Origin of the sequence: Rhizobium sp. UGM030330-04 (genome assembly GCF_003208455.1) — a bacterium.
GTDB lineage: Bacteria > Pseudomonadota > Alphaproteobacteria > Rhizobiales > Rhizobiaceae > Agrobacterium > Agrobacterium rhizogenes_A.
This window is the reverse complement of sequence record NZ_QKML01000015.1, coordinates 166,266-184,227: the sequence shown is the minus strand read 5'-3', so window position 1 is coordinate 184,227 and position 17,962 is coordinate 166,266. Positions and strand designations below refer to the sequence as shown.

The 17,962-nt window shown below is 59.4% G+C and carries 20 protein-coding genes and 2 tRNA genes; 11 read left to right on the top strand and 11 right to left on the bottom strand.

Annotation, left to right across the window (positions count from 1 at the left end):
• On the bottom strand, window positions 1-517 hold a 517-nt coding region (locus N434_RS21685; RefSeq protein ID WP_146227678.1), incomplete at its 3' end, for a GTP-binding protein.
• A 407-nt stretch (window positions 518-924) separates the two neighbouring features.
• On the opposite strand from N434_RS21685, the gene N434_RS21680 reads away from it, so the two are divergent.
• The gene (locus N434_RS21680; protein WP_065113672.1) at window positions 925-1,557 is read left to right on the top strand and encodes a TerC family protein; all 633 of its coding nucleotides are present in this window, start codon (window positions 925-927) and stop codon (window positions 1,555-1,557) included.
• Between the two features lie 479 nt (window positions 1,558-2,036).
• On the opposite strand, the gene N434_RS21670 is transcribed toward N434_RS21680, so the two are convergent.
• Both N434_RS21670 and N434_RS21665 read right to left on the bottom strand, forming a co-directional pair.
• Window positions 2,037-2,402 carry an MliC family protein gene (locus N434_RS21670; protein ID WP_065113673.1) on the bottom strand — a complete coding sequence of 122 codons (366 nt, stop codon included), beginning with the start codon at window positions 2,400-2,402 and terminating at the stop codon, window positions 2,037-2,039.
• A gap of 688 nt (window positions 2,403-3,090) precedes the next feature.
• The gene (locus N434_RS21665; RefSeq protein ID WP_065113674.1) at window positions 3,091-3,540 is read right to left on the bottom strand and encodes a hypothetical protein; all 450 of its coding nucleotides are present in this window, start codon (window positions 3,538-3,540) and stop codon (window positions 3,091-3,093) included.
• A 275-nt stretch (window positions 3,541-3,815) separates the two neighbouring features.
• On the opposite strand from N434_RS21665, the gene N434_RS21660 reads away from it, so the two are divergent.
• Both N434_RS21660 and N434_RS21655 read left to right on the top strand, forming a co-directional pair.
• Complete coding sequence (locus tag N434_RS21660; protein WP_110760238.1) at window positions 3,816-4,142, top strand: BA14K family protein; 327 nt, start codon at window positions 3,816-3,818, stop codon at window positions 4,140-4,142.
• Window positions 4,143-4,280: 138 nt separating this feature from the next.
• Window positions 4,281-4,475 carry a hypothetical protein gene (locus N434_RS21655; protein WP_065116007.1) on the top strand — a complete coding sequence of 65 codons (195 nt, stop codon included), beginning with the start codon at window positions 4,281-4,283 and terminating at the stop codon, window positions 4,473-4,475.
• 107 nt (window positions 4,476-4,582) lie between these two features.
• On the opposite strand, the gene N434_RS21650 is transcribed toward N434_RS21655, so the two are convergent.
• Complete coding sequence (locus N434_RS21650; RefSeq protein ID WP_110760237.1) at window positions 4,583-6,433, bottom strand: ABC transporter ATP-binding protein; 1,851 nt, start codon at window positions 6,431-6,433, stop codon at window positions 4,583-4,585.
• A gap of 86 nt (window positions 6,434-6,519) precedes the next feature.
• Window positions 6,520-6,957: a glycoside hydrolase family 108 protein gene (locus tag N434_RS21645; RefSeq protein WP_286172373.1), complete on the bottom strand. Its 438-nt coding sequence runs from the start codon at window positions 6,955-6,957 to the stop codon at window positions 6,520-6,522.
• Between the two features lie 492 nt (window positions 6,958-7,449).
• On the opposite strand from N434_RS21645, the gene N434_RS25505 reads away from it, so the two are divergent.
• Window positions 7,450-7,800, top strand: coding sequence for a hypothetical protein (locus N434_RS25505; protein WP_146227676.1), 351 nt, complete (start codon window positions 7,450-7,452; stop codon window positions 7,798-7,800).
• 49 nt (window positions 7,801-7,849) lie between these two features.
• Here N434_RS25505 and N434_RS21635 read toward each other — a convergent pair.
• Both N434_RS21635 and N434_RS21630 read right to left on the bottom strand, forming a co-directional pair.
• Window positions 7,850-7,923: transfer RNA gene (locus N434_RS21635), tRNA-Gly, on the bottom strand.
• Between the two features lie 25 nt (window positions 7,924-7,948).
• Window positions 7,949-8,033, bottom strand: a tRNA-Tyr gene (locus N434_RS21630).
• Between the two features lie 209 nt (window positions 8,034-8,242).
• Here N434_RS21630 and N434_RS21625 point away from each other — a divergent pair.
• The 5 genes from N434_RS21625 (at window position 8,243) to N434_RS21605 (ending at window position 12,080) form a co-directional block, all read left to right on the top strand.
• Entirely contained in the window at window positions 8,243-9,130 is an 888-nt protein-coding gene (locus tag N434_RS21625) for a TrmH family RNA methyltransferase (RefSeq protein ID WP_110760236.1), read from the top strand.
• Window positions 9,131-9,206: 76 nt separating this feature from the next.
• Window positions 9,207-9,599, top strand: coding sequence for an acyl-CoA thioesterase (locus tag N434_RS21620; RefSeq protein WP_004442658.1), 393 nt, complete (start codon window positions 9,207-9,209; stop codon window positions 9,597-9,599).
• A 5-nt stretch (window positions 9,600-9,604) separates the two neighbouring features.
• Window positions 9,605-10,198 (top strand): hypothetical protein, encoded by a 594-nt coding sequence (locus N434_RS21615; RefSeq protein WP_110760235.1) that lies wholly within the window; start codon window positions 9,605-9,607, stop codon window positions 10,196-10,198.
• A 70-nt stretch (window positions 10,199-10,268) separates the two neighbouring features.
• Entirely contained in the window at window positions 10,269-10,670 is a 402-nt protein-coding gene (locus tag N434_RS21610) for a DUF2946 family protein (protein WP_110760234.1), read from the top strand.
• A 45-nt stretch (window positions 10,671-10,715) separates the two neighbouring features.
• Complete coding sequence (locus N434_RS21605) at window positions 10,716-12,080, top strand: PepSY-associated TM helix domain-containing protein (protein ID WP_110760233.1); 1,365 nt, start codon at window positions 10,716-10,718, stop codon at window positions 12,078-12,080.
• A gap of 74 nt (window positions 12,081-12,154) precedes the next feature.
• On the opposite strand, the gene N434_RS21600 is transcribed toward N434_RS21605, so the two are convergent.
• Window positions 12,155-12,631, bottom strand: coding sequence for a nuclear transport factor 2 family protein (locus N434_RS21600; RefSeq protein ID WP_110760232.1), 477 nt, complete (start codon window positions 12,629-12,631; stop codon window positions 12,155-12,157).
• Between the two features lie 12 nt (window positions 12,632-12,643).
• Window positions 12,644-13,255 (bottom strand): NAD(P)-dependent oxidoreductase, encoded by a 612-nt coding sequence (locus N434_RS21595; protein ID WP_110760231.1) that lies wholly within the window; start codon window positions 13,253-13,255, stop codon window positions 12,644-12,646.
• Between the two features lie 156 nt (window positions 13,256-13,411).
• Here N434_RS21595 and N434_RS21590 point away from each other — a divergent pair, with 156 nt between their 5' ends.
• Window positions 13,412-13,795 carry a winged helix-turn-helix transcriptional regulator gene (locus tag N434_RS21590; RefSeq protein WP_110760230.1) on the top strand — a complete coding sequence of 128 codons (384 nt, stop codon included), beginning with the start codon at window positions 13,412-13,414 and terminating at the stop codon, window positions 13,793-13,795.
• 36 nt (window positions 13,796-13,831) lie between these two features.
• On the opposite strand, the gene N434_RS21585 is transcribed toward N434_RS21590, so the two are convergent.
• Window positions 13,832-14,254: a GNAT family N-acetyltransferase gene (locus tag N434_RS21585; protein ID WP_110760257.1), complete on the bottom strand. Its 423-nt coding sequence runs from the start codon at window positions 14,252-14,254 to the stop codon at window positions 13,832-13,834.
• Window positions 14,255-14,363: 109 nt separating this feature from the next.
• Complete coding sequence (locus N434_RS21580; RefSeq protein ID WP_035223996.1) at window positions 14,364-14,717, bottom strand: DMT family protein; 354 nt, start codon at window positions 14,715-14,717, stop codon at window positions 14,364-14,366.
• Window positions 14,718-14,973: 256 nt separating this feature from the next.
• Between N434_RS21580 and uvrB the strand changes: the two genes are divergently transcribed.
• Window positions 14,974-17,916, top strand: coding sequence for an excinuclease ABC subunit UvrB (gene uvrB / locus N434_RS21575; RefSeq protein ID WP_110760229.1), 2,943 nt, complete (start codon window positions 14,974-14,976; stop codon window positions 17,914-17,916).
• Window positions 17,917-17,962: the final 46 nt, after the last annotated feature.

Here is a 17,962-nt window from a genome sequence, read left to right as displayed (position 1 = left end):
CAGCGAGAGCCGAACCCTTGATGATCGGGATATCGTCGCCCGGGAAGTCGTAGGACGACAGAAGTTCGCGAACTTCAAGCTCGACGAGCTCGAGAAGCTCGGCGTCGTCAACCTGGTCGACCTTGTTGAGGAACACGACGATCGCCGGAACGCCAACCTGACGGGCAAGCAGGATGTGCTCGCGCGTCTGCGGCATCGGGCCGTCGGCTGCCGAGCAAACCAGGATCGCGCCGTCCATCTGCGCTGCACCGGTGATCATGTTCTTCACGTAGTCGGCGTGGCCGGGGCAGTCAACGTGAGCGTAGTGACGGTTCGGCGTCTCATACTCAACGTGGGCCGTCGAAATCGTGATACCACGAGCCTTCTCTTCAGGAGCAGCGTCGATCTGGTCGTACGCCTTGAACTCGCCGAAGAACTTCGTGATTGCTGCCGTCAGCGACGTCTTGCCATGGTCAACGTGACCGATCGTGCCAATGTTGACGTGCGGCTTCGTCCGCTCAAACTTGCTCTTTGCCATGTGAATTGCTTCCTGTGAACGTGAAGTAGTTTCCCCGGCGAACCGGTTTGGTGTCGCCGTTTAAGGCTTTGTAAGCGAATGCGCAAGACTTAATTGTCAAAGCGCCATCGCACACGCCCGCGACGTACCCTGAGGCGCGTATATGGTGTATCGTTTGCGACATTTAAACCCTCGAAAGGGGCAAGTCGGCACGAGACGCGGGAAGCCTCCTCCTCCACTGTCGCCGATCACTATTTGCGGTATTTCCATCACAACTTCTTTACCTGTGCCCGCATGATGGCTTATGGACATTCCATCGCCGGAGGGAGACGGGCGAGCGGAACAATGCGCCGGGCGCACTATCTTATATCCTCATTTCGACCAGCCGCGTTCTCCCGCGCGACCTTGCATCCGTTTCAGGACATCCCATGGAAATCTTCACAGCCGCCGGTTTCACGGCATTCTTACAGGTGATCGCGATCGATCTCGTTCTGGCGGGCGACAACGCCATCGTCATTGGCCTTGCCGCAGCCGGCCTCCCTGCCCATCTCCGCCGCAAGGCGATCCTGGTCGGCATCATTGCCGCCACCGTTCTGCGCATCGGCTTTGCCGCCGTCACCGTGCAGCTGCTTTCCATCGTCGGCCTGCAATTGTTCGGCGGCCTGCTGCTCGCATGGGTGTGCTGGAAGATGTGGTCCGAGCTGCGCGAGGCCGCGGGCTCCATCGAAGACGAGGTAACGGACGAAGAGGCCGACCTGACCAAGGGTCACAAGACCTTTTTCCAGGCCGCGACCCAGATCGTCATCGCCGACGTCTCCATGTCGCTGGACAACGTGCTTGCCGTCGCCGGCGCCGCCCAGGAGCATGTGACCGTACTGGTGATCGGGCTCATCGTCTCCATCGCCCTCATGGGGCTTGCAGCGAACTTCGTGGCCAAGCTGCTGCACCGCTATCGCTGGATTTCCTATCTCGGCCTGATGGTCATCATCTATGTGGCGCTCAACATGCTCTATCACGGCGTGATCGAGGTCCTGCCCTACATCAAGCCTTATCTGGGCTGAGCCGCCCCATAACGGCACCGCCTGCCAAGGCCCGGAAACTTCGGTTTCCGGGCTTTTTTTGCGCCATGTTGCGCGGCGTCGTCCGCCCGAAAATCTCATCCCAGCTGCCGGCAGACGTCTCGGGGAATCACCCGCCACAACAGCTGCAACATCCGGACAAGACAGGGAAATCGTGATTTTTCGCCCATGGATTTTGGCAATTGAGGTCAGCCACGGGCAAGCCTAGGGAGCTAGCAATAAGTCATAATAATAAAAAGAAAGGTAAAGCTGCCAATGGCTTATGACTGGAGCGGCGGTCGGACCCGTCGCCTTCGAAGGATGAAACTCGGCGTTGTCGCAAGCTCCCTCATCCTTCTCGCGCTCATGGTGTCGCTCGTTCTTGGCTGAACGCGCCGCAAGCGCAGACCAACATTGACCGGCGGCATGGCAAGGTTTCACAACCGCCCTGCCGCCGCTCCTTCAGGCAATGCCGCAGGCGGTCAGGACTTTTTCTTTTCCACGCAATGAACCGGCTTCTTCATCTCCGGGTCCGCCATCAGATCGTAAAGATCCGCCTCCTCGCCCTTCGACCACCAGACATGGACGCCTCCCTCATATCTGGCCCCCGAGCCTGAAATGACATTCGCCGCAACGAGGACCCCATCCTTCAGCCCCAGCCGCACGAGGCTGATATCCCCGGCATTGAAATAAACGGCCTCCACCGTGTCCGCGCCGCATTGGTAGACAGTCTCCACCTTCTCGACCGCCGTATCCTTCGGAAGCGGAATCACCAGATCTTCGGCAAGGGCGCCGGAGGCGGCCGACGACAGAACGGCGAAGCAGATGGCGGCGATGGATTTTGTCATGATGTCCCTTCCCTGATTAGGCCGGGACATAAGGCCACGACAGCAAAGCCAAAATTGGGCAGCTGTTCCTGATCCGCAGAATTATCAGGGCCATCAACGACGGAAGCGCATCACGAATGGCCGGGGGCTATGCTTTCAGCCACCGCCAGTTCACTCTGGAATCAGCCATCGCACGCTACCGGTAGTATATCCAGTACGCGATCCCGAGAATCACTGCCCACATCAGCAACGATATGGCCAGTACGGCGAGATAGTTTCTAAATCGTCTTGTCATCCGCCCACATTGCCGGCCGGCCGCCCGGGAGGACAGCTTTCGCCGTTGAATTGCTGGATGCGGGTCGAACCGCACGATCAACCCTTCTACCAAGATACGGAATCACGGACCATTCGCAGATTTTACCCGCCCTAAACCGGGGTCGCACAAAGGCTGCCGGGCTCAGCCGGGCAACTTCACTTGGGCCCCGCCATGGATCGCGCGGAACCGAAGGCATCCAGCCAGTTGGCAATGGTGACAGAGAGGATAAAACAAAGCCCAGCCATGCCGGCGCGCGAACCTGTAAAGACGGGCGCATATTTCGCCGGAGGCCACATAAAACCCATCCGGCACAAGCGGCATCCGCTTTCCGGTCTGGTCCTGCATTTACATGAATGGTCGGGTGACGGCGATCAGCCGCCACCCCGGCCCTTGTCAGCTCTTCAGCGCCGTATTGCACAGGCTCCAGTAGCCGCCACCCTTCTGAATCCACTTCAGATCGCCGAGCGTGCCGTCATTCTTGTTCTTGTGGTAGGAATCGACGCAGGTTTTCAGGCGCGCCTTGCCGGGCGTCTCGCTTGAATATTTCTTATCGACAGCACTCGGAAAAGCGACGCCCTTCGGGGCCTTTATCGTCGCTTTTTCGGGTTCTTTGTCGGTTGTGGCCGCGACCTGCTTGTCGTCGGCCGCATCCTCGGCTGCCGCATCGGCACCGCAGAATTTGGCGCGATAGTCGTTCCACTTGACGTCCTTCGCGGACCCGTCAGCTTTCGCCGCCTGATATTTCACGCTGCACTCTTTCATGGTGAGTGCGGCTGCGGGGGAGACAAACGCTGCCGATGCCAGCAGCGCAAAGGATGAGAGAATGACAACCCTGTTAAACATTGGAGACTCCCGTGTGCATGATTGCCGGGCGACTATCCGACCGGATTTTCCGCTTGTCAACGAGCATTGCAGCAAGGATGGAAAGCGGGATTGACGCAGAAAAACCGCAGGCGCGGACAGGATATTGTCGCAGCGCAGCCAGCATCTTCAAATCCAGCCGCTTCAAATGTCACGCCGGCCCCGGAGAATCACGTGTTCGTGTGGCGTCAACCCCTCGAGGGAACGAAATCCCTAAATTTTCGTTAGCATCCCGAACGAATAACGAGGATTTATCGATGTTGAGGATGCCGAAGACTATCTCCGCGCTCGCTCTTGGCGTCGCATTATCTGGCGCTTCCGTCATGCCCGCTCATGCGCTGAGCCTCATACAGCCGGCCTATCAACCGCCGGAACAGGCCCAGACCTCCACGCAGCGCAGCTATCCCGCCTCCGCCTTCGCCGCAGGAACCGGCGAAGATGCCACGACCAATGGCTATGCCCTGACGCAAGCGGAAATAAACCACGTGAAATGGTGTACGGCCCGATACACCTCATACCATCCGACGGATAACAGCTACATGGCCCCCGCCGGCACCCGCACGCAATGCCGTTCGCCCTATTGACCGGCCCAAAACAGCGTCTTGTGTAACGGGCGGAAAACCTCGCCCGTTACCGGCAAGATAAAATTTACCTTAAATTTTATTGACCTGAACCTTTTTCCTCGCAGGCCGTTTGAAGCGCAGGTCAACGGGGCAGACGCGATGTTATGGAATCTGGAAAAGCTGGAACAGGAAAGGGTGGAACTGATCGAGGTCATCACCGCCCTCAGCCATGTGGAGCGCCTTTCGCAGGATGAGCATTCTTCGATATTTGAAAAAATCGCGGCGCATATGGGAAGGCTGAGTGAACTGGACGCGGAGAAACAGCGGGTTCAATCCGCGCTTGAAGCAGTCTGAACGCGCGTCACGCCAGCCGGCTGCCACCAACGGTATAGCTCGATGCGGTCATCGCCCCGCTGGCCCGTGGCCGCAGATTTCACCTGATCACTCGTCTTCCGGCCTGATCACTCGTCTTCCGGGATGAAGCCGCCGATCTGACGTTTCCAGAGGCGCGCAAACAGCCCACCCCGCTCCACCAGCTCCTCCGGCCTTCCCTCTTCGATAATCCTGCCATGATCCAGCACGATGATCCGGTCCATTCGTGCAATGGTCGACAGGCGGTGCGCGATGGCGATCACCGTCTTGCCCTCCATCACCAGGTTCAGCTTCTCCTGAATATCGGCTTCGGACTCGCTATCAAGGGCGGAGGTGGCTTCGTCGAGGATCAGGATCGGCGCATCTTTCAACAGCACACGCGCAATGGCGACCCGCTGGCGCTGCCCGCCGGAAAGCTTGATGCCGCGGTCTCCCACAAAGGCCTGAAATCCTTTGCGCCCCTCATTATCGGCGAGATCGGCGATGAAGGCGTCGGCCTTCGCCACTTTCGCCACCTGCTCCACCTCCTCCTGCGTCGCATCCGGTCGCCCGTAGCGGATATTGTCACCAACCGACCGGTGCAGCAGGGCCACGTCCTGGGCAATCACTCCGATATTGCGGCGCAGGCTCGCCTGTGTGACCTCGCGAATATCCTGACCGTCGATACGGATGGCACCTTCCTGAATGTCGTAGAACCGCAGGAGCAGATTGACCAGCGTGGTTTTTCCCGCACCTGACAACCCCACAAGTCCGACCTTCTCCCCGGCGCGCACGGTCAGCGACAGATCATCGATCACCGGCCTGCCAGACTTGTAGGCAAAGCGGATATGGTCGAAATCAATGTCCCCACGCGAGACATCGAGTTCCGCAGCGCCTGCCCTGTCGGTAATGGTCGGCGGCGTCGTCATGACAGGCATGGCGTCCTTGATGGTGCCGATCGCCTGAAAGATCTGCTGGCCCATCTGCAGGAAGGTGAATGTGTGCCCCGACAGCCGCTGCAATATATAAACGGCGCCGACGAATTCTCCGACCGTGATGAAGCCCTTCACCAGACCGGAAAACCCCACCGACAGAATTGCCAGCCATAACGCCATGTTGAGCGCAACCACGGCCAGCTCGGACGCGCGGTAGACACGCTGCTCCCTGTGCTGCGTCTGCACCGCCTTCATCAGGATGCGGCGAATAGCGCCCGCCTCGCTGTCTTCGGCGGCAAATTGCTTGATCATCTGCATATTGCTGTAGAGATCGGTAATCGCGCCCGAGACAAGGCTCTTTTGTTTCGCCGAGCGCCGCGAGCGCTCCGTGAAGACCGGGGCAAGTTTGACGGCGAGAACCACATTCAGCACGATCCAGATGAACACCGGCAGCGCCAGCTGCCAGGACAGGGCGGCAAGAAGCGCAAGAGAGCCGATCATTTGCAGCAGGAAACGCGGTCCGATCTGGAATGCGTTGATGATCTGCTGCTGCACCGCCGACGAGACCTGCGAAAGGCGCGAAGCGACCTGCCCGGCATAAAGCTCATGGAAAAATGCCAGATCCTGCCGCTCCACCGCCTTGTGTCCCTGCCACTGGATGGCCACCGGCATGGCGATGCCGAGCGTGTGCGAATTGAGTGTATTGAGAAGAAACGAAGCCACCGGCATGGCCGGGAAAATCAACAATCCGAGAACGGTAAGCAGCGGCCATTCATTGCGTAAGAAGGCCTCTGCGCCCTGCGCCGTCACCCCATCGACGATGACGGACAATCCCCAGATGATCGACAGATTGATGGCTTCCACCGCCATGGACGACAAGGCAAGGGCAATGAGGACACCGCGAAACATCGCGATGAAATGCAAGAGCACCGCGACGGGACCTTTCGACGGCAGCGGCCGGAAGGGAATGTCGAGCGGCCGTATCAGCGTCTCGAAAGGGCGAAAGATCGTATCTGAAATCGACATGGGCCTCTCGGAATCACAGCTTGGCATCGACGGGGAGGAATCAGCTACGCGCCCGGCATGGAACCATGCATGGCCCCTGACCTCAATTATAAAGAATGGCTGGCGCCACCTTCGCGGCGGCTCCCCTGAACATGGCATGAAATATGCGCATGAACCGACGGCAGCCTGATGCCGATATTCCGATGCAGATCCTCGCGCACGCCAAGGACGCGCTGAAGGCGGCGTACTGCGGTTGCTGGCTCAGAATTCACGCCGAAATCGAACGCTGCGTAATCGAGGCCCTTCGGCAGCAAGTCGCCGCCGCTCTGCACCCAATACGACCGGCGATAGATTTCAGTTGCCTCTTCCCTCGTCATTGCCTTGACCTGTTCGGTCGTGACGGAAGCAACGCCACGATGCGCGGCGAGTGTCTTGTGGGTGATCCCGTATTTGGTCGGGCCGCCCCGATCCGTCTTTGCATTCACGTAGCCGCCCTCGTGACCAAACATAAGGTCGAGAGCGACGGGAAGCGTTTCCCGAGCCATGGAGTTCTCCAGATTTTCAGATTTTTGATGACCAAAAGCTACGCCGTGCGCCACAGCACACGCCGCCAACTGCGGATGAAAATGAAATCCTTTTTAAGGTCTGTTCAGGTCAGGTTAATTGCTGCCCCGTCACTCTCAGACCGTTGGAACTGCAGACCTCAACACACGTTATTGTCTGTTATTCGGAGATGAGATTATGAAAATACTCACTGCAGCAATCTGTCTGGTTTCGGTCGGCATCCTAAGCGGCTGCGTTGACGACCCGGGATACCGAAGTGGCGGATACTATACGAGCGGCGTCTACTACCGCACCTACGATAGAAATCGCCACTACCGCGACTATGATCGCCGGGATTGGCGTGCAGATCGTGGCCACTATGGGCGAGATCGAAGGGAATGGCGCGATAGACGCTTTCGGCCGGCAGGCATCTACACTGAGTACGGGGTTGGTGTCCGATAAGAGATCATCGACTACTGCGCGACGGGTTAGGCTTGACGGTACATCCAACAGCAATGATGCGGCTCGATAGGCGCCATCATTATCGGATCCCCGATATTGGCCCTGTCGTAGTCGATGAAGACTACGGAAAGCCCTATTGGGATAATCGATACACCGAGAAATTTAAGAAGGTGAGAAATGCTGCCGGCGTTCCATCAAACGTGTGGTCGATGGATTCTCGTGCGGGTGCTGTTTCGGAAACAATCGAAGCGACGGGATCGCTGGAAGCCGCAAGAGATTTGGCAACGCACACGACGACAAAGACGACTAGGCGTTACAGCCGTGGCGATGGTTTGGAAACGAGCAGGAAGATAGCCGAAGCCAGAGAGAAAAACAGAACCTGACACGTTCTGACATGAGTGACACGGCACTGATATAAGTTATTGAAAAATATGGAGCGGGTAGCGGGAATCGAACCCGCGTATTCAGCTTGGAAGGCTGCTGCTCTACCATTGAGCTATACCCGCGGTGGCGATTTCGATCCGTGCAGAATGGTGGAGGGAGTTGGATTTGAACCAACGTAGGCGTAGCCAACGGATTTACAGTCCGTCCCCTTTAACCACTCGGGCATCCCTCCAGTTATCTGCGAGGATCAAGCGACCAAGCTCTTCAGATTTCGCTGCGGCGAAGCGCCGTTGCGTCGTCTGTGGCGCGTATATGACGGCCTCGTTCGTTTCTGTCAACACGCCCTTTCACGAATTTTCGGGAAAAAATTCAAACCCCTTTGCAGCCCTGTGGATTATCGCGGGGGCTGGTGCGCGGCTCACGCCGGAGATATAAGGCGCCATGAGCAAAGACGATCCCAAGAACAAATCCACCCGCGACACGCATTACGCCAACCTGCGCCGTGCCGTGCGCGACGCCAAGCGAGAGCGGGGCGAAATTCCGACTCCGCAGCAGCCGAAACGCCGCAACCGCGGCGCGGACGACTGGAAGCCGCCGCAGCTTGCACCGGATCAGGTGCATCTTTACGGCCTGCATACCGTGCGCGCCGCACTCGCCAATCCCGAACGGCAGATCGTCAAGCTCTCCGTCACCCAGAACGCTTTCGTGCGTTTCGATATCGGTGAAGCGGATGCGCAGCCCTTCCCGGTGGAGATGGTGTCGCCGCAGGATATCGACCGGGTGCTCGGCCCCGAAGCCATCCACCAGGGCGTGATGCTGGAAACCCGGCCGCTGCCGGTCAAGCGGCTTGGCGCGCTGAAGGACAGCCCGCTCATCCTCGTGCTCGATCAGGTCACCGACCCGCACAATGTCGGCGCCATCATGCGCTCGGCCGTCGCCTTCAATGCCGGCGCCGTCATCACCACCATGCGTCACAGCCCGACCGAGTCAGGCGTGCTGGCGAAATCCGCTTCCGGCGCGCTGGAACTCATTCCCTATATCCAGATCACCAATCTCGCCGATGCGCTGGGCGAACTGCACAAGCTCGGCTTCTTCTCCGTCGGCCTGGATTCGGAAGGTCCCGCCCCCATCGAACAGACCTTCAGCGGTGAAAAGATCGCGCTGGTACTGGGTGCCGAAGGCAAGGGGCTGCGCCAGAAAACCCGCGAAACCGTCTCGGCGCTTGCCCGTCTCGATATGCCGGGCGAGATCAAATCGCTCAACGTATCGAATGCCGCGGCCATCGCCCTTTACGCAACACAGCAATTTCTGGGCAAAGCGTCGTCCTGACGCTTGCCCTTCCTTGCGAAATCGCAAAGCGCATCGCATGCTGCACCTTTGTCATTCGCACGGAGTAAATCTCAACATGACCGACCAGACCATCAAACCGACCGGCGAGCTGACGCTCAGGACACTCGCCATGCCGGCCGATGCCAATCCCGCCGGGGATATTTTCGGCGGCTGGGTCATGTCGCAGATGGACTTGGCGAGCGGCATCCGTGCAGCCGAACGCTCGCGCTGTCGTGTGGTCACGGCGGCGGTCAAGGAAATGGCTTTCGAACTGCCGGTGAAGATCGGCGATACGCTGTCCATCTATACCGATATCGCGCGCGTCGGCCGCACCTCCATCACATTGACGGTTGAGGCCTGGGCACAGCGGTCGCGTTATGACAAGCTGGAGAAGGTTACCGCCGGCACCTTCATCATGGTGGCGATGGACGAGAACGGGCAGCCGACGCCCATCCCTCCGGCGGAGTGAGCGCCATGGAGGCCGCCGTCAACGCCGCAGAAGCCTATTCGCATATTCGCGCGGTCATGGGCATGGTGGTCGGCCTCAGCCTCGCCCGTCTGCTGACGGGTCTTGCCGGTTTCGTGCAGCATCCAAAAAAGGAGCGCATCTACCCGCTGCATCTCGGCTGGGTGGCGTTTCTGTTCCTGATGCTGGTGCATTTCTGGTGGTGGGAACACCGGCTTTCCGCCACCGGCCACGTGCTGGGCTTCGGCGCCTTCCTGTTCCTCATCCTGTTCTGCTCGCTGTTTTATTTCCTCTGCGTGCTGCTGTTTCCCACCGACATGAAGGAATATAAGGGATATGAGGACTACTTCTTTTCCCGCAAAAGCTGGTTCTTCGCCTTCCTGGCGGCACTTTTCGTCACCGATATCGGCGACACACTGCTAAAGGGACAGGACTATCTCGCCTCGCTCGGCCCGGAATATCTCATCCGCACAGCCATTTACGTCGTTCTTTTCACCTGTGCCGCCTTCATCGGCAATCGCCGCTTCCACCGGTTCCTCGTGGTCTTCGCGCTGATCTACCAGATCGCCTGGATTTTCCGCACCTACGACCTGCTGGCCTGAAGGCCGCAACGCCCTGATGCCGTCATTGTGTCGCGGTGACATTTCGCCGCGACTATGGCATTGCGGCCATATGGGATTTATTCGCAGGATCATGCAGGACAGGAGTTCGGCTGGCGCCATCGCCACGCTGGCCGTCCTGCTTTTCCTTCTGCAGGGTCTCGCCAATGGCCTGACCAGCGGCAACATGGCCATGGCCGCGCTTGCGGCGGATGAGGTCATCTGTTCCAGCCACATGCCGGACGGCCCCGCAAAGCAGGACCCGGCGGGCAAAATTGCCGCCGACTGCTGCGGAACGCTGTGCCGGCTGGCATCGGCCACCATTGCCACTCTCCCGGTCATTCCTGTCGAACGCGCGGACAGGATCATTCCGACGGCCGAAGTCGCCTTTTTGAACTTCGACGCGGCATTGCCGCCATCGCCGCCCAACCTGGAATCGCGCCCGCGCGCACCGCCCGCCTCTCCGCAGAACTGAAACTTTCCCGGCTTGCCGGAAATCACTCTTCTTGCGGAGACATCCATGTCCGTTACGACCTCTTTCGAGGGCGAGCGCGCGCCTGCGCATTCCTCGTCCATCAATCTTTACCGCGCCGTGTGGCGCTGGCATTTCTATGCCGGTCTCTTCGTCCTGCCCTTCATGATATCGCTCGCCGTCACCGGCGCCCTTTACCTTTTCCGGGACGAATTCGATAACCTCATCCATTCGGATTTGAAGCGGATAGAGGTGGTGCAAAACGCACCGAAAGCGCTTCCTTCCGAAATTGTTGCCGCTGCGCTGACTGCCGTTCCCGGCACTGCCGTCAAATATACGACCCCCACCGATCCCGGCGCATCGGTGGAAATCACCGTCAATACGGCGGATGGCAAGCGCGCCGTTTACGTCAATCCCCATACGGCTGAGGTTGCCGGCTCCCTACCGGATCGCGGCACCGTCATGTGGACGATCCGCTACCTCCACAGCCTGAAATATTTCGGCACCTATGCCCGTTATCTGATCGAGATCGCCGCCGGCTGGTCCATCCTGCTCGTCGCCACCGGCATCTATCTCTGGTGGCCACGAAAACAGACGGGTGGTGTCGTCACCGTGCGCGGAACGCCGAAAAGGCGGGTCTTCTGGCGCGATACCCATGCCGTCACCGGTATCTTCGTCGGCTTTTTCATCGTCTTCCTCGCCGTCACCGGCATGCCGTGGTCGGGTGTGTGGGGCGCGAAGGTCAATGAATGGGCGAATGGCAGCAATTTCGGATACCCGGCCGGCGTGCGCACCGATGTTCCGATGTCGGGTGACCATCTCGATCACGTGGCCAAGACAAGCTGGTCGCTGGAACAGGCAAAAATACCGGAATCCGCCACGTCCTCTGCCGGCCAGCCGATTGGAATAGACGAGGCGATCGCGCGCTTTGACACGCTCGGCCTTGCAGCCGGTTACGCTGTCGCCCTGCCGGGAAAACCGGCCGGTGTTTATAGCGGCTCCGTCTATCCCGATGATCTGGCGAAACAGCGCGTCGTCCATCTCGATCAATATAGCGGTGAACCGCTTATCGATATGAGCTACGCCGATTACGGCCCGCTCGGCAAGGCGCTGGAATGGGGCATCAACGTGCATCTGGGCCAGCAATATGGCCTTGCCAACCAGATCGTGCTTTTGGCGGCCTGTATCGGCATTGTGCTGCTTGCCGTGTCCGCCGGTATCATGTGGTGGAAACGCCGCCCGCAAGGCTCGCTCGGGGTACCACCTTTGCCGCAGGAAAAACGTGTGCTGCGCGGGCTCCTCGCCGTGCTCGCCATCGGCGGCATCCTTTTCCCGCTGGTGGGTGCGAGCCTGCTGGTGATGCTGGCGCTGGATCTGATCGTGCAGTCTCGCCAGAAGCGGCGGGCCGGCTAAAAAGGCATCCTCTAAAATGAAAACAGCCGGGCGAAAATCCCGGCTGTTTCCCTCGATATTGACGAAAGCCCGACCTAGAACATCGTATTGTTGTTCGCCGCCGTCTCCGGCACCGGCTGGATCACATCCCAATGCTCGGTGATCTTGCCATCCGTGACGCGGAAGATGTCGACAATCGCCCTGCCGCGATCACCGTCGCTCTCCGTCGAATGAATATGCAGATAGACGAGATCGCCATCCGTGGCGCTGCGGACGATGCGCGCTTTCGACTGCGGGTTTTCCTTAAAAAACCCCGTAAAATAATCGACAAACGGCTTCTTGCCGTCAGGCACATTGGGGTTGTGCTGCTTGTAGCTGTCGACGACAACGGCAGCGCCCTTCTCCACCTCGTGCTTGTTGAACACGGTGTCGTAAAATTCGATCACCAGCTTGCGGTTGGCTTCTTCCTGAGCCAGATCGCGGTTTGCGGTTTGCGCCAGAACCGGCGCGGCCACCAAAGCGGGCGCGAGGGCGAAAGCGGCGATGGCAAGACGACGTGTTACGAAATTCATGGGTGATACCTCTCAATAACCGACGGTGAAACGCTGGCGGGAATGCTGCGGCTTCTCGATTTCATCGACAAGCGCGATGGCATAGTCTTCGAAGGAAATACGGCTGCCTTCGTCATTGCTGAGCAGGCTGTCCTTGCCGATCCGGAATTTGCCGGTTCTTTCCCCCGGCACAAATTCGGCTGAGGGGGACAGGAAGGTCCAGTCGAGCTGCTTTTCCTGTTTCAGCAGGTCAAGAAACTCCGCGCCCCTGGTCGCCTCGGCCTTGTAGGCGGCCGGGAAATCCGGCAGGTCGACCACGCGCTGGCCCGGCGCGATTTCAAGGCTGCCGGCACCGCCGACCACGAGATAACGCTGAACGCCGGAAGCACGCACCGCCTCGATGAGCTTCAAGGGATCGCTGGCGGTGAAGTGCACCGAGCTTATCACAGCATCGTGACCCCTCAGCAGCTCAGAAAGCGCCGCCTGATCGAAGACATCGCCCTTTTTGGCCACCACATTCGGCAGACTGGCGATCTTCTCAGGAGCGCGGGCAATCGCCGTTACCTGATGCCCCCGGTTGGAAAGTTCCTTCAAAATGCGGGAGCCGGCATTGCCGGAAGCGCCGACGAGCGCGATTTTAGCCATGGCTTCTGTCCTTTCGTCACTATCGTTATCGGTCTAAATAATAGACCGCGAAAGAGAGCTATGGTATCGCAACCATCACCGCAAGAAGTCAGCGGCGACTGATCTGGTCACATGGCGATGACCTTGAAAGGTGAAAAAGGGCAAGGGGTAAGAACAGTGTCGGACACGCAAACAAAGGAAATCTTCACCTTCGAGCAACCCTGCCCGATCCGCGACGTGCTGGACCGCATCGGCGATCAATGGAGCCTGCTGGTTCTGGAAGCCCTGCAGGGCGGCGTGCTGCGCTTCAACGAATTGAACCGCAGGATCGACGATATTTCCAAGCAGATGCTGTCGCGCACGCTGAAGCGGCTGGAAGAAGACGGCTTCATCCGCCGCACGCTTTATGCCGAAGTGCCGCCGCGCGTGGAGTATGAGCTGACCAATCTCGGCCGCTCGTTTCTGGTGCCGATGCAATTGCTGGTGCAATGGGCCGACGAGAACCATATCCGCATCTGCAAGGCGCGCCTGCAATATTCCGAAAACGACAATCGCGGCTGATCGGGTTGCCGGCACGGACAGGATCGCAAACCGTGCCTAGGCCAGACGATAGACCTTGCAGACCAGCCCTTCCGGCTGACGGTAGGTTGTGAAGCCCATCGCCTCGTAATAATTCTGCCCGAGCCTGTTATCCGCGCCGATGCTGGCATCGATATTTTTCAGGCCGCGAGCCTCCGCCGCCTTTCGGGTAGCCATAAAGAGCGCGGACCCCACACCCCTTCGCGCCGCATGCGGGCTGACATGGGTGCCGATGATACCCCAGCCTTCCGCCACGCCGTAGGGATTGTCCGCCCGCGCGTAACGCAGCGACTGGAAGCCCAGAATACGCCCGTCCTCGTCCTCGGCGACCGAACACTCGATACGGTCGGCATGCCGGATGTAATTTTCCAGCACCACACCGATATCAGTCGGCGCCTTTCGGAGGCCTGCCGAGAATATCTCGTTCTGGACCGCCGCCATGCCAGCCGCATCATCGTCTCTCGCAGGCCGTATCTTCATCGATGTATCAACCTCATAGGTGTTGCGACTGCTGGCATATGGTCCAGGGCCGGAGCCTCACCATGCGGGATCAGGACCGGAAAATGAAGGAAGCACCAAAAGCGATCAGCGCGAAACCGATCACGTGATTGATGGTGATGCTCTCCTTCAGCCAGAAGATCGAGAACAGTGCGAAAACCGCGAGCGTGATGACCTCCTGAATGGTCTTGAGCTGCGCGGTGGAATAGACCTCCGACCCGATGCGGTTCGCGGGGACGGCGAGCATATATTCGAAAAACGCGATGCCCCAGCTGGCGACAATCGCCAGAAAGAGCGCGCTGCCCTTGTGCTTGAGATGGCCATACCAGGCGAAAGTCATGAAAACATTGGAAGCGATAAGCATCAGGACAGGCCAGATGTGAGCGGGACTGATCGAAAACGGCATGATGATTCCTGAAAATAGGGGAGGATGTCATGAGAGGCAGTTTGAAAACGCAACCATCATTCTGCCGACAGGGATTTGCTCTAGCGCATCACACCGAAAACCGGAATCGATTTTCGACATGGTTTGATAAAGCTGCATCCAGCCGCTACGCAACGCAGCCGGCCGAATTTTGTTCCGCGTGGCTTGTTTCCTTTTTGTACTCATTTTTTCATCACCTCCCCTTCCCTTTGCGCGTGACTCCCTCCATATTTCGCCCATGGCCAGATCACCGAAAAACCCCACCTCCTCGCCCCCGGGCTTCGAGGAAGCTCCGCAATCGTCATTCGAAGGCGCGCCGCTGAGCGGCAGCGTCGCCGACTGGGTGAAACAGCTGGAGGCGGAAGCCGAGGCGGGCTCGGTGGAAACCCAGCGCGAAATCGCCTCGAAAGCGGGCAAGCACCGCAAGAAGATCGAGATCGAGGCCCGCAAGGAGGCCGAAAAGGCAGCCTCGAAGACGGCCAGGAAAACCACCGCATCCAAGACCGCGCGCGGTGTTTCCATCGGCGCGTCGAGCGATCCGAAAACCCGCGCCGCCGCCGGTCTTAATCCCGTGGCGGGTCTTGATGTCTCGCTGGAGGATGCCGCCAACCTTGCACCCAGTTCCGTGACTGCCACGGTCGAGGCGCTTTCCGCGCTGATCGAAAGCGGTAATCCCCTGTTCAAGGACGGCAAGCTCTGGACGCCGCACCGCCCGGCCCGGCCGCCGAAATCGGAAGGCGGCGTCGCCATCCGCATGGCCTCGGACTACCAGCCCGCCGGCGACCAGCCGACCGCCATTGCCGATCTCGTCGAGGGCATCAATTCCGGCGAACGCAGCCAGGTTCTGCTCGGCGTCACCGGTTCCGGCAAGACCTTCACCATGGCCAAGGTCATCGAGGCGACGCAACGGCCCGCCGTCATTCTCGCCCCCAACAAGACGCTGGCGGCACAGCTCTATTCCGAGTTCAAGAACTTCTTCCCCGAAAATGCGGTGGAATATTTCGTCTCCTACTACGATTATTACCAGCCGGAAGCCTATGTGCCGCGCTCCGACACCTTCATCGAGAAGGAATCCTCGATCAACGAACAGATCGACCGGATGCGTCACTCCGCCACCCGCTCGCTGCTGGAACGCGACGACTGCATCATCGTCGCTTCGGTTTCCTGTATCTACGGTATCGGTTCGGTGGAAACCTATACGGCCATGACCTTCCAGATGCAGGTGGGCGACCGGCTGGACCAGCGCCAGCTTCTGGCCGACCTCGTGGCCCAGCAATACAAACGCCGCGACATGGATTTCCAGCGCGGTTCGTTCCGCGTGCGCGGTGATACCATCGAAATCTTCCCCGCCCACCTTGAGGATGCTGCCTGGCGTATCTCGATGTTCGGCGACGAGATCGATTCCATCACCGAATTCGACCCGCTGACCGGCCAGAAGACCGGTGACCTGCAATCCGTCAAGATTTACGCCAATTCGCACTATGTCACCCCGCGCCCGACGCTGAACGGCGCGATCAAGTCGATCAAGGAAGAACTGAAGGGCCGCCTCGCCGAGCTGGAAAAGGCCGGACGCCTGCTGGAAGCCCAGCGGCTGGAACAGCGCACCCGTTACGACATCGAGATGCTGGAAGCGACCGGCTCCTGCGCCGGCATCGAGAACTATTCGCGTTATCTCACCGGCCGCAACCCCGGCGAACCGCCGCCGACTTTGTTCGAATATATCCCCGATAACGCACTGCTGTTCATCGACGAAAGCCACGTCTCCGTCAGCCAGATCGGCGGCATGTATCGCGGCGACTTCAGGCGCAAGGCGACGCTGGCCGAATATGGCTTCCGCCTGCCCTCCTGCATGGACAACCGGCCGCTGCGCTTCGAGGAATGGGACGCGATGCGCCCGCTCACCGTCGCGGTTTCGGCCACCCCCGGCTCATGGGAAATGGAGCAGTCCGGCGGCGTCTTCGCCGAACAGGTCATCCGCCCGACCGGCCTCATCGATCCGCCGGTGGAAGTGCGCTCCGCCCGCAGCCAGGTGGACGACGTTCTCGGCGAAATCCGCGAGACAGCCGCCAGGGGTTACCGCACGCTCTGCACCGTGCTGACCAAACGCATGGCCGAGGACCTGACCGAATATCTGCACGAACAGGGCATCCGCGTCCGTTACATGCACTCTGACATCGACACGCTGGAACGCATCGAGATCATCCGCGACCTGCGCCTCGGCGCTTTCGACGTGCTTGTCGGCATCAACCTTTTGCGCGAGGGCCTCGATATTCCCGAATGCGGTTTTGTCGCCATCCTCGATGCCGACAAGGAAGGTTTCCTACGCTCGGAAACCTCGCTGATCCAGACCATCGGCCGCGCCGCCCGTAACGTCGACGGCAAGGTCATCCTTTATGCCGACAACATCACCGGCTCGATGAAGCGGGCGATGGAGGAAACCTCCCGCCGCCGCGAAAAGCAGATGGCCTATAATGCCGAACACGGCATCACGCCGGAATCGGTGAAGGCGAAAATCTCCGACATTCTTGATTCTGTTTATGAGCGCGATCACGTAAGGGCTGATATTTCAGGCGTTTCCGGCAAAGGCTTCGCCGATGGCGGCCACCTGGTCGGCAACAATCTGCAGGCCCACCTCAACGCGCTGGAAAAATCCATGCGCGATGCCGCAGCCGATCTCGACTTCGAAAAAGCCGCCCGCCTGCGCGACGAAATCAAACGCCTCAAGGCCGCCGAACTCGCCACCATGGACGATCCCATGGCCAAGGAAGAGGCCCGCGCGGTCGAAGGCGGCGGAAAAAACAACCGACGCAGCCGCCTGCCGATCTCCTCCCCTGAGGGAGATTCCGCCACGAACGAAAGCGGAAAATCCCTCTTCGCCAAACCCGCACTGGACGAGATGGGTCCCGGCTCGGACGCAGGAAAACCGCTGTTCCGCAAAAACACGCTGGACGAAATGACCGTGGGCAGAACCGAAAAACCCGTGCGCGGTGCCCTGCCCGACAAGCCGGAAACCGAACCCGGCAAACGGTTCTCGCCGCTGCTGGAAGGTCAGCCGGAGCGTGTGACCGACGATCCAGGACCTCTGGTGCGCGGCAAGATCGGCGCTGGCTCCTATGAGGATGCCGGCGAGCAGAAGCGCAAAAGCCGGACCAAGGGCAAGACCGGCCGTCCCGGCCGCTGATGCGCAACGATCGATCAGGCGGGTGGCGATAGATTTGCCCCCGCTT

Bases quoted from the DNA above. Each gene is read 5' to 3' on its own strand.
- N434_RS21680 (WP_065113672.1), top strand. From the start codon at position 925: ATGGAAATCTTCACAGCCGCCGGTTTCACGGCATTCTTACAGGTGATC.
- N434_RS21670 (WP_065113673.1), bottom strand. From the start codon at position 2,402: ATGACAAAATCCATCGCCGCCATCTGCTTCGCCGTTCTGTCGTCGGCC.
- N434_RS21665 (WP_065113674.1), bottom strand. From the start codon at position 3,540: ATGTTTAACAGGGTTGTCATTCTCTCATCCTTTGCGCTGCTGGCATCG.
- N434_RS21660 (WP_110760238.1), top strand. From the start codon at position 3,816: ATGTTGAGGATGCCGAAGACTATCTCCGCGCTCGCTCTTGGCGTCGCA.
- N434_RS21655 (WP_065116007.1), top strand. From the start codon at position 4,281: ATGTTATGGAATCTGGAAAAGCTGGAACAGGAAAGGGTGGAACTGATC.
- N434_RS21650 (WP_110760237.1), bottom strand. From the start codon at position 6,433: ATGTCGATTTCAGATACGATCTTTCGCCCTTTCGAGACGCTGATACGG.
- N434_RS21645 (WP_286172373.1), bottom strand. From the start codon at position 6,957: ATGGCTCGGGAAACGCTTCCCGTCGCTCTCGACCTTATGTTTGGTCAC.
- N434_RS21625 (WP_110760236.1), top strand. From the start codon at position 8,243: ATGAGCAAAGACGATCCCAAGAACAAATCCACCCGCGACACGCATTAC.
- N434_RS21620 (WP_004442658.1), top strand. From the start codon at position 9,207: ATGACCGACCAGACCATCAAACCGACCGGCGAGCTGACGCTCAGGACA.
- N434_RS21615 (WP_110760235.1), top strand. From the start codon at position 9,605: ATGGAGGCCGCCGTCAACGCCGCAGAAGCCTATTCGCATATTCGCGCG.
- N434_RS21610 (WP_110760234.1), top strand. From the start codon at position 10,269: ATGGGATTTATTCGCAGGATCATGCAGGACAGGAGTTCGGCTGGCGCC.
- N434_RS21605 (WP_110760233.1), top strand. From the start codon at position 10,716: ATGTCCGTTACGACCTCTTTCGAGGGCGAGCGCGCGCCTGCGCATTCC.
- N434_RS21600 (WP_110760232.1), bottom strand. From the start codon at position 12,631: ATGAATTTCGTAACACGTCGTCTTGCCATCGCCGCTTTCGCCCTCGCG.
- N434_RS21595 (WP_110760231.1), bottom strand. From the start codon at position 13,255: ATGGCTAAAATCGCGCTCGTCGGCGCTTCCGGCAATGCCGGCTCCCGC.
- N434_RS21585 (WP_110760257.1), bottom strand. From the start codon at position 14,254: ATGGCGGCGGTCCAGAACGAGATATTCTCGGCAGGCCTCCGAAAGGCG.
- N434_RS21580 (WP_035223996.1), bottom strand. From the start codon at position 14,717: ATGCCGTTTTCGATCAGTCCCGCTCACATCTGGCCTGTCCTGATGCTT.
- uvrB (WP_110760229.1), top strand. From the start codon at position 14,974: ATGGCCAGATCACCGAAAAACCCCACCTCCTCGCCCCCGGGCTTCGAG.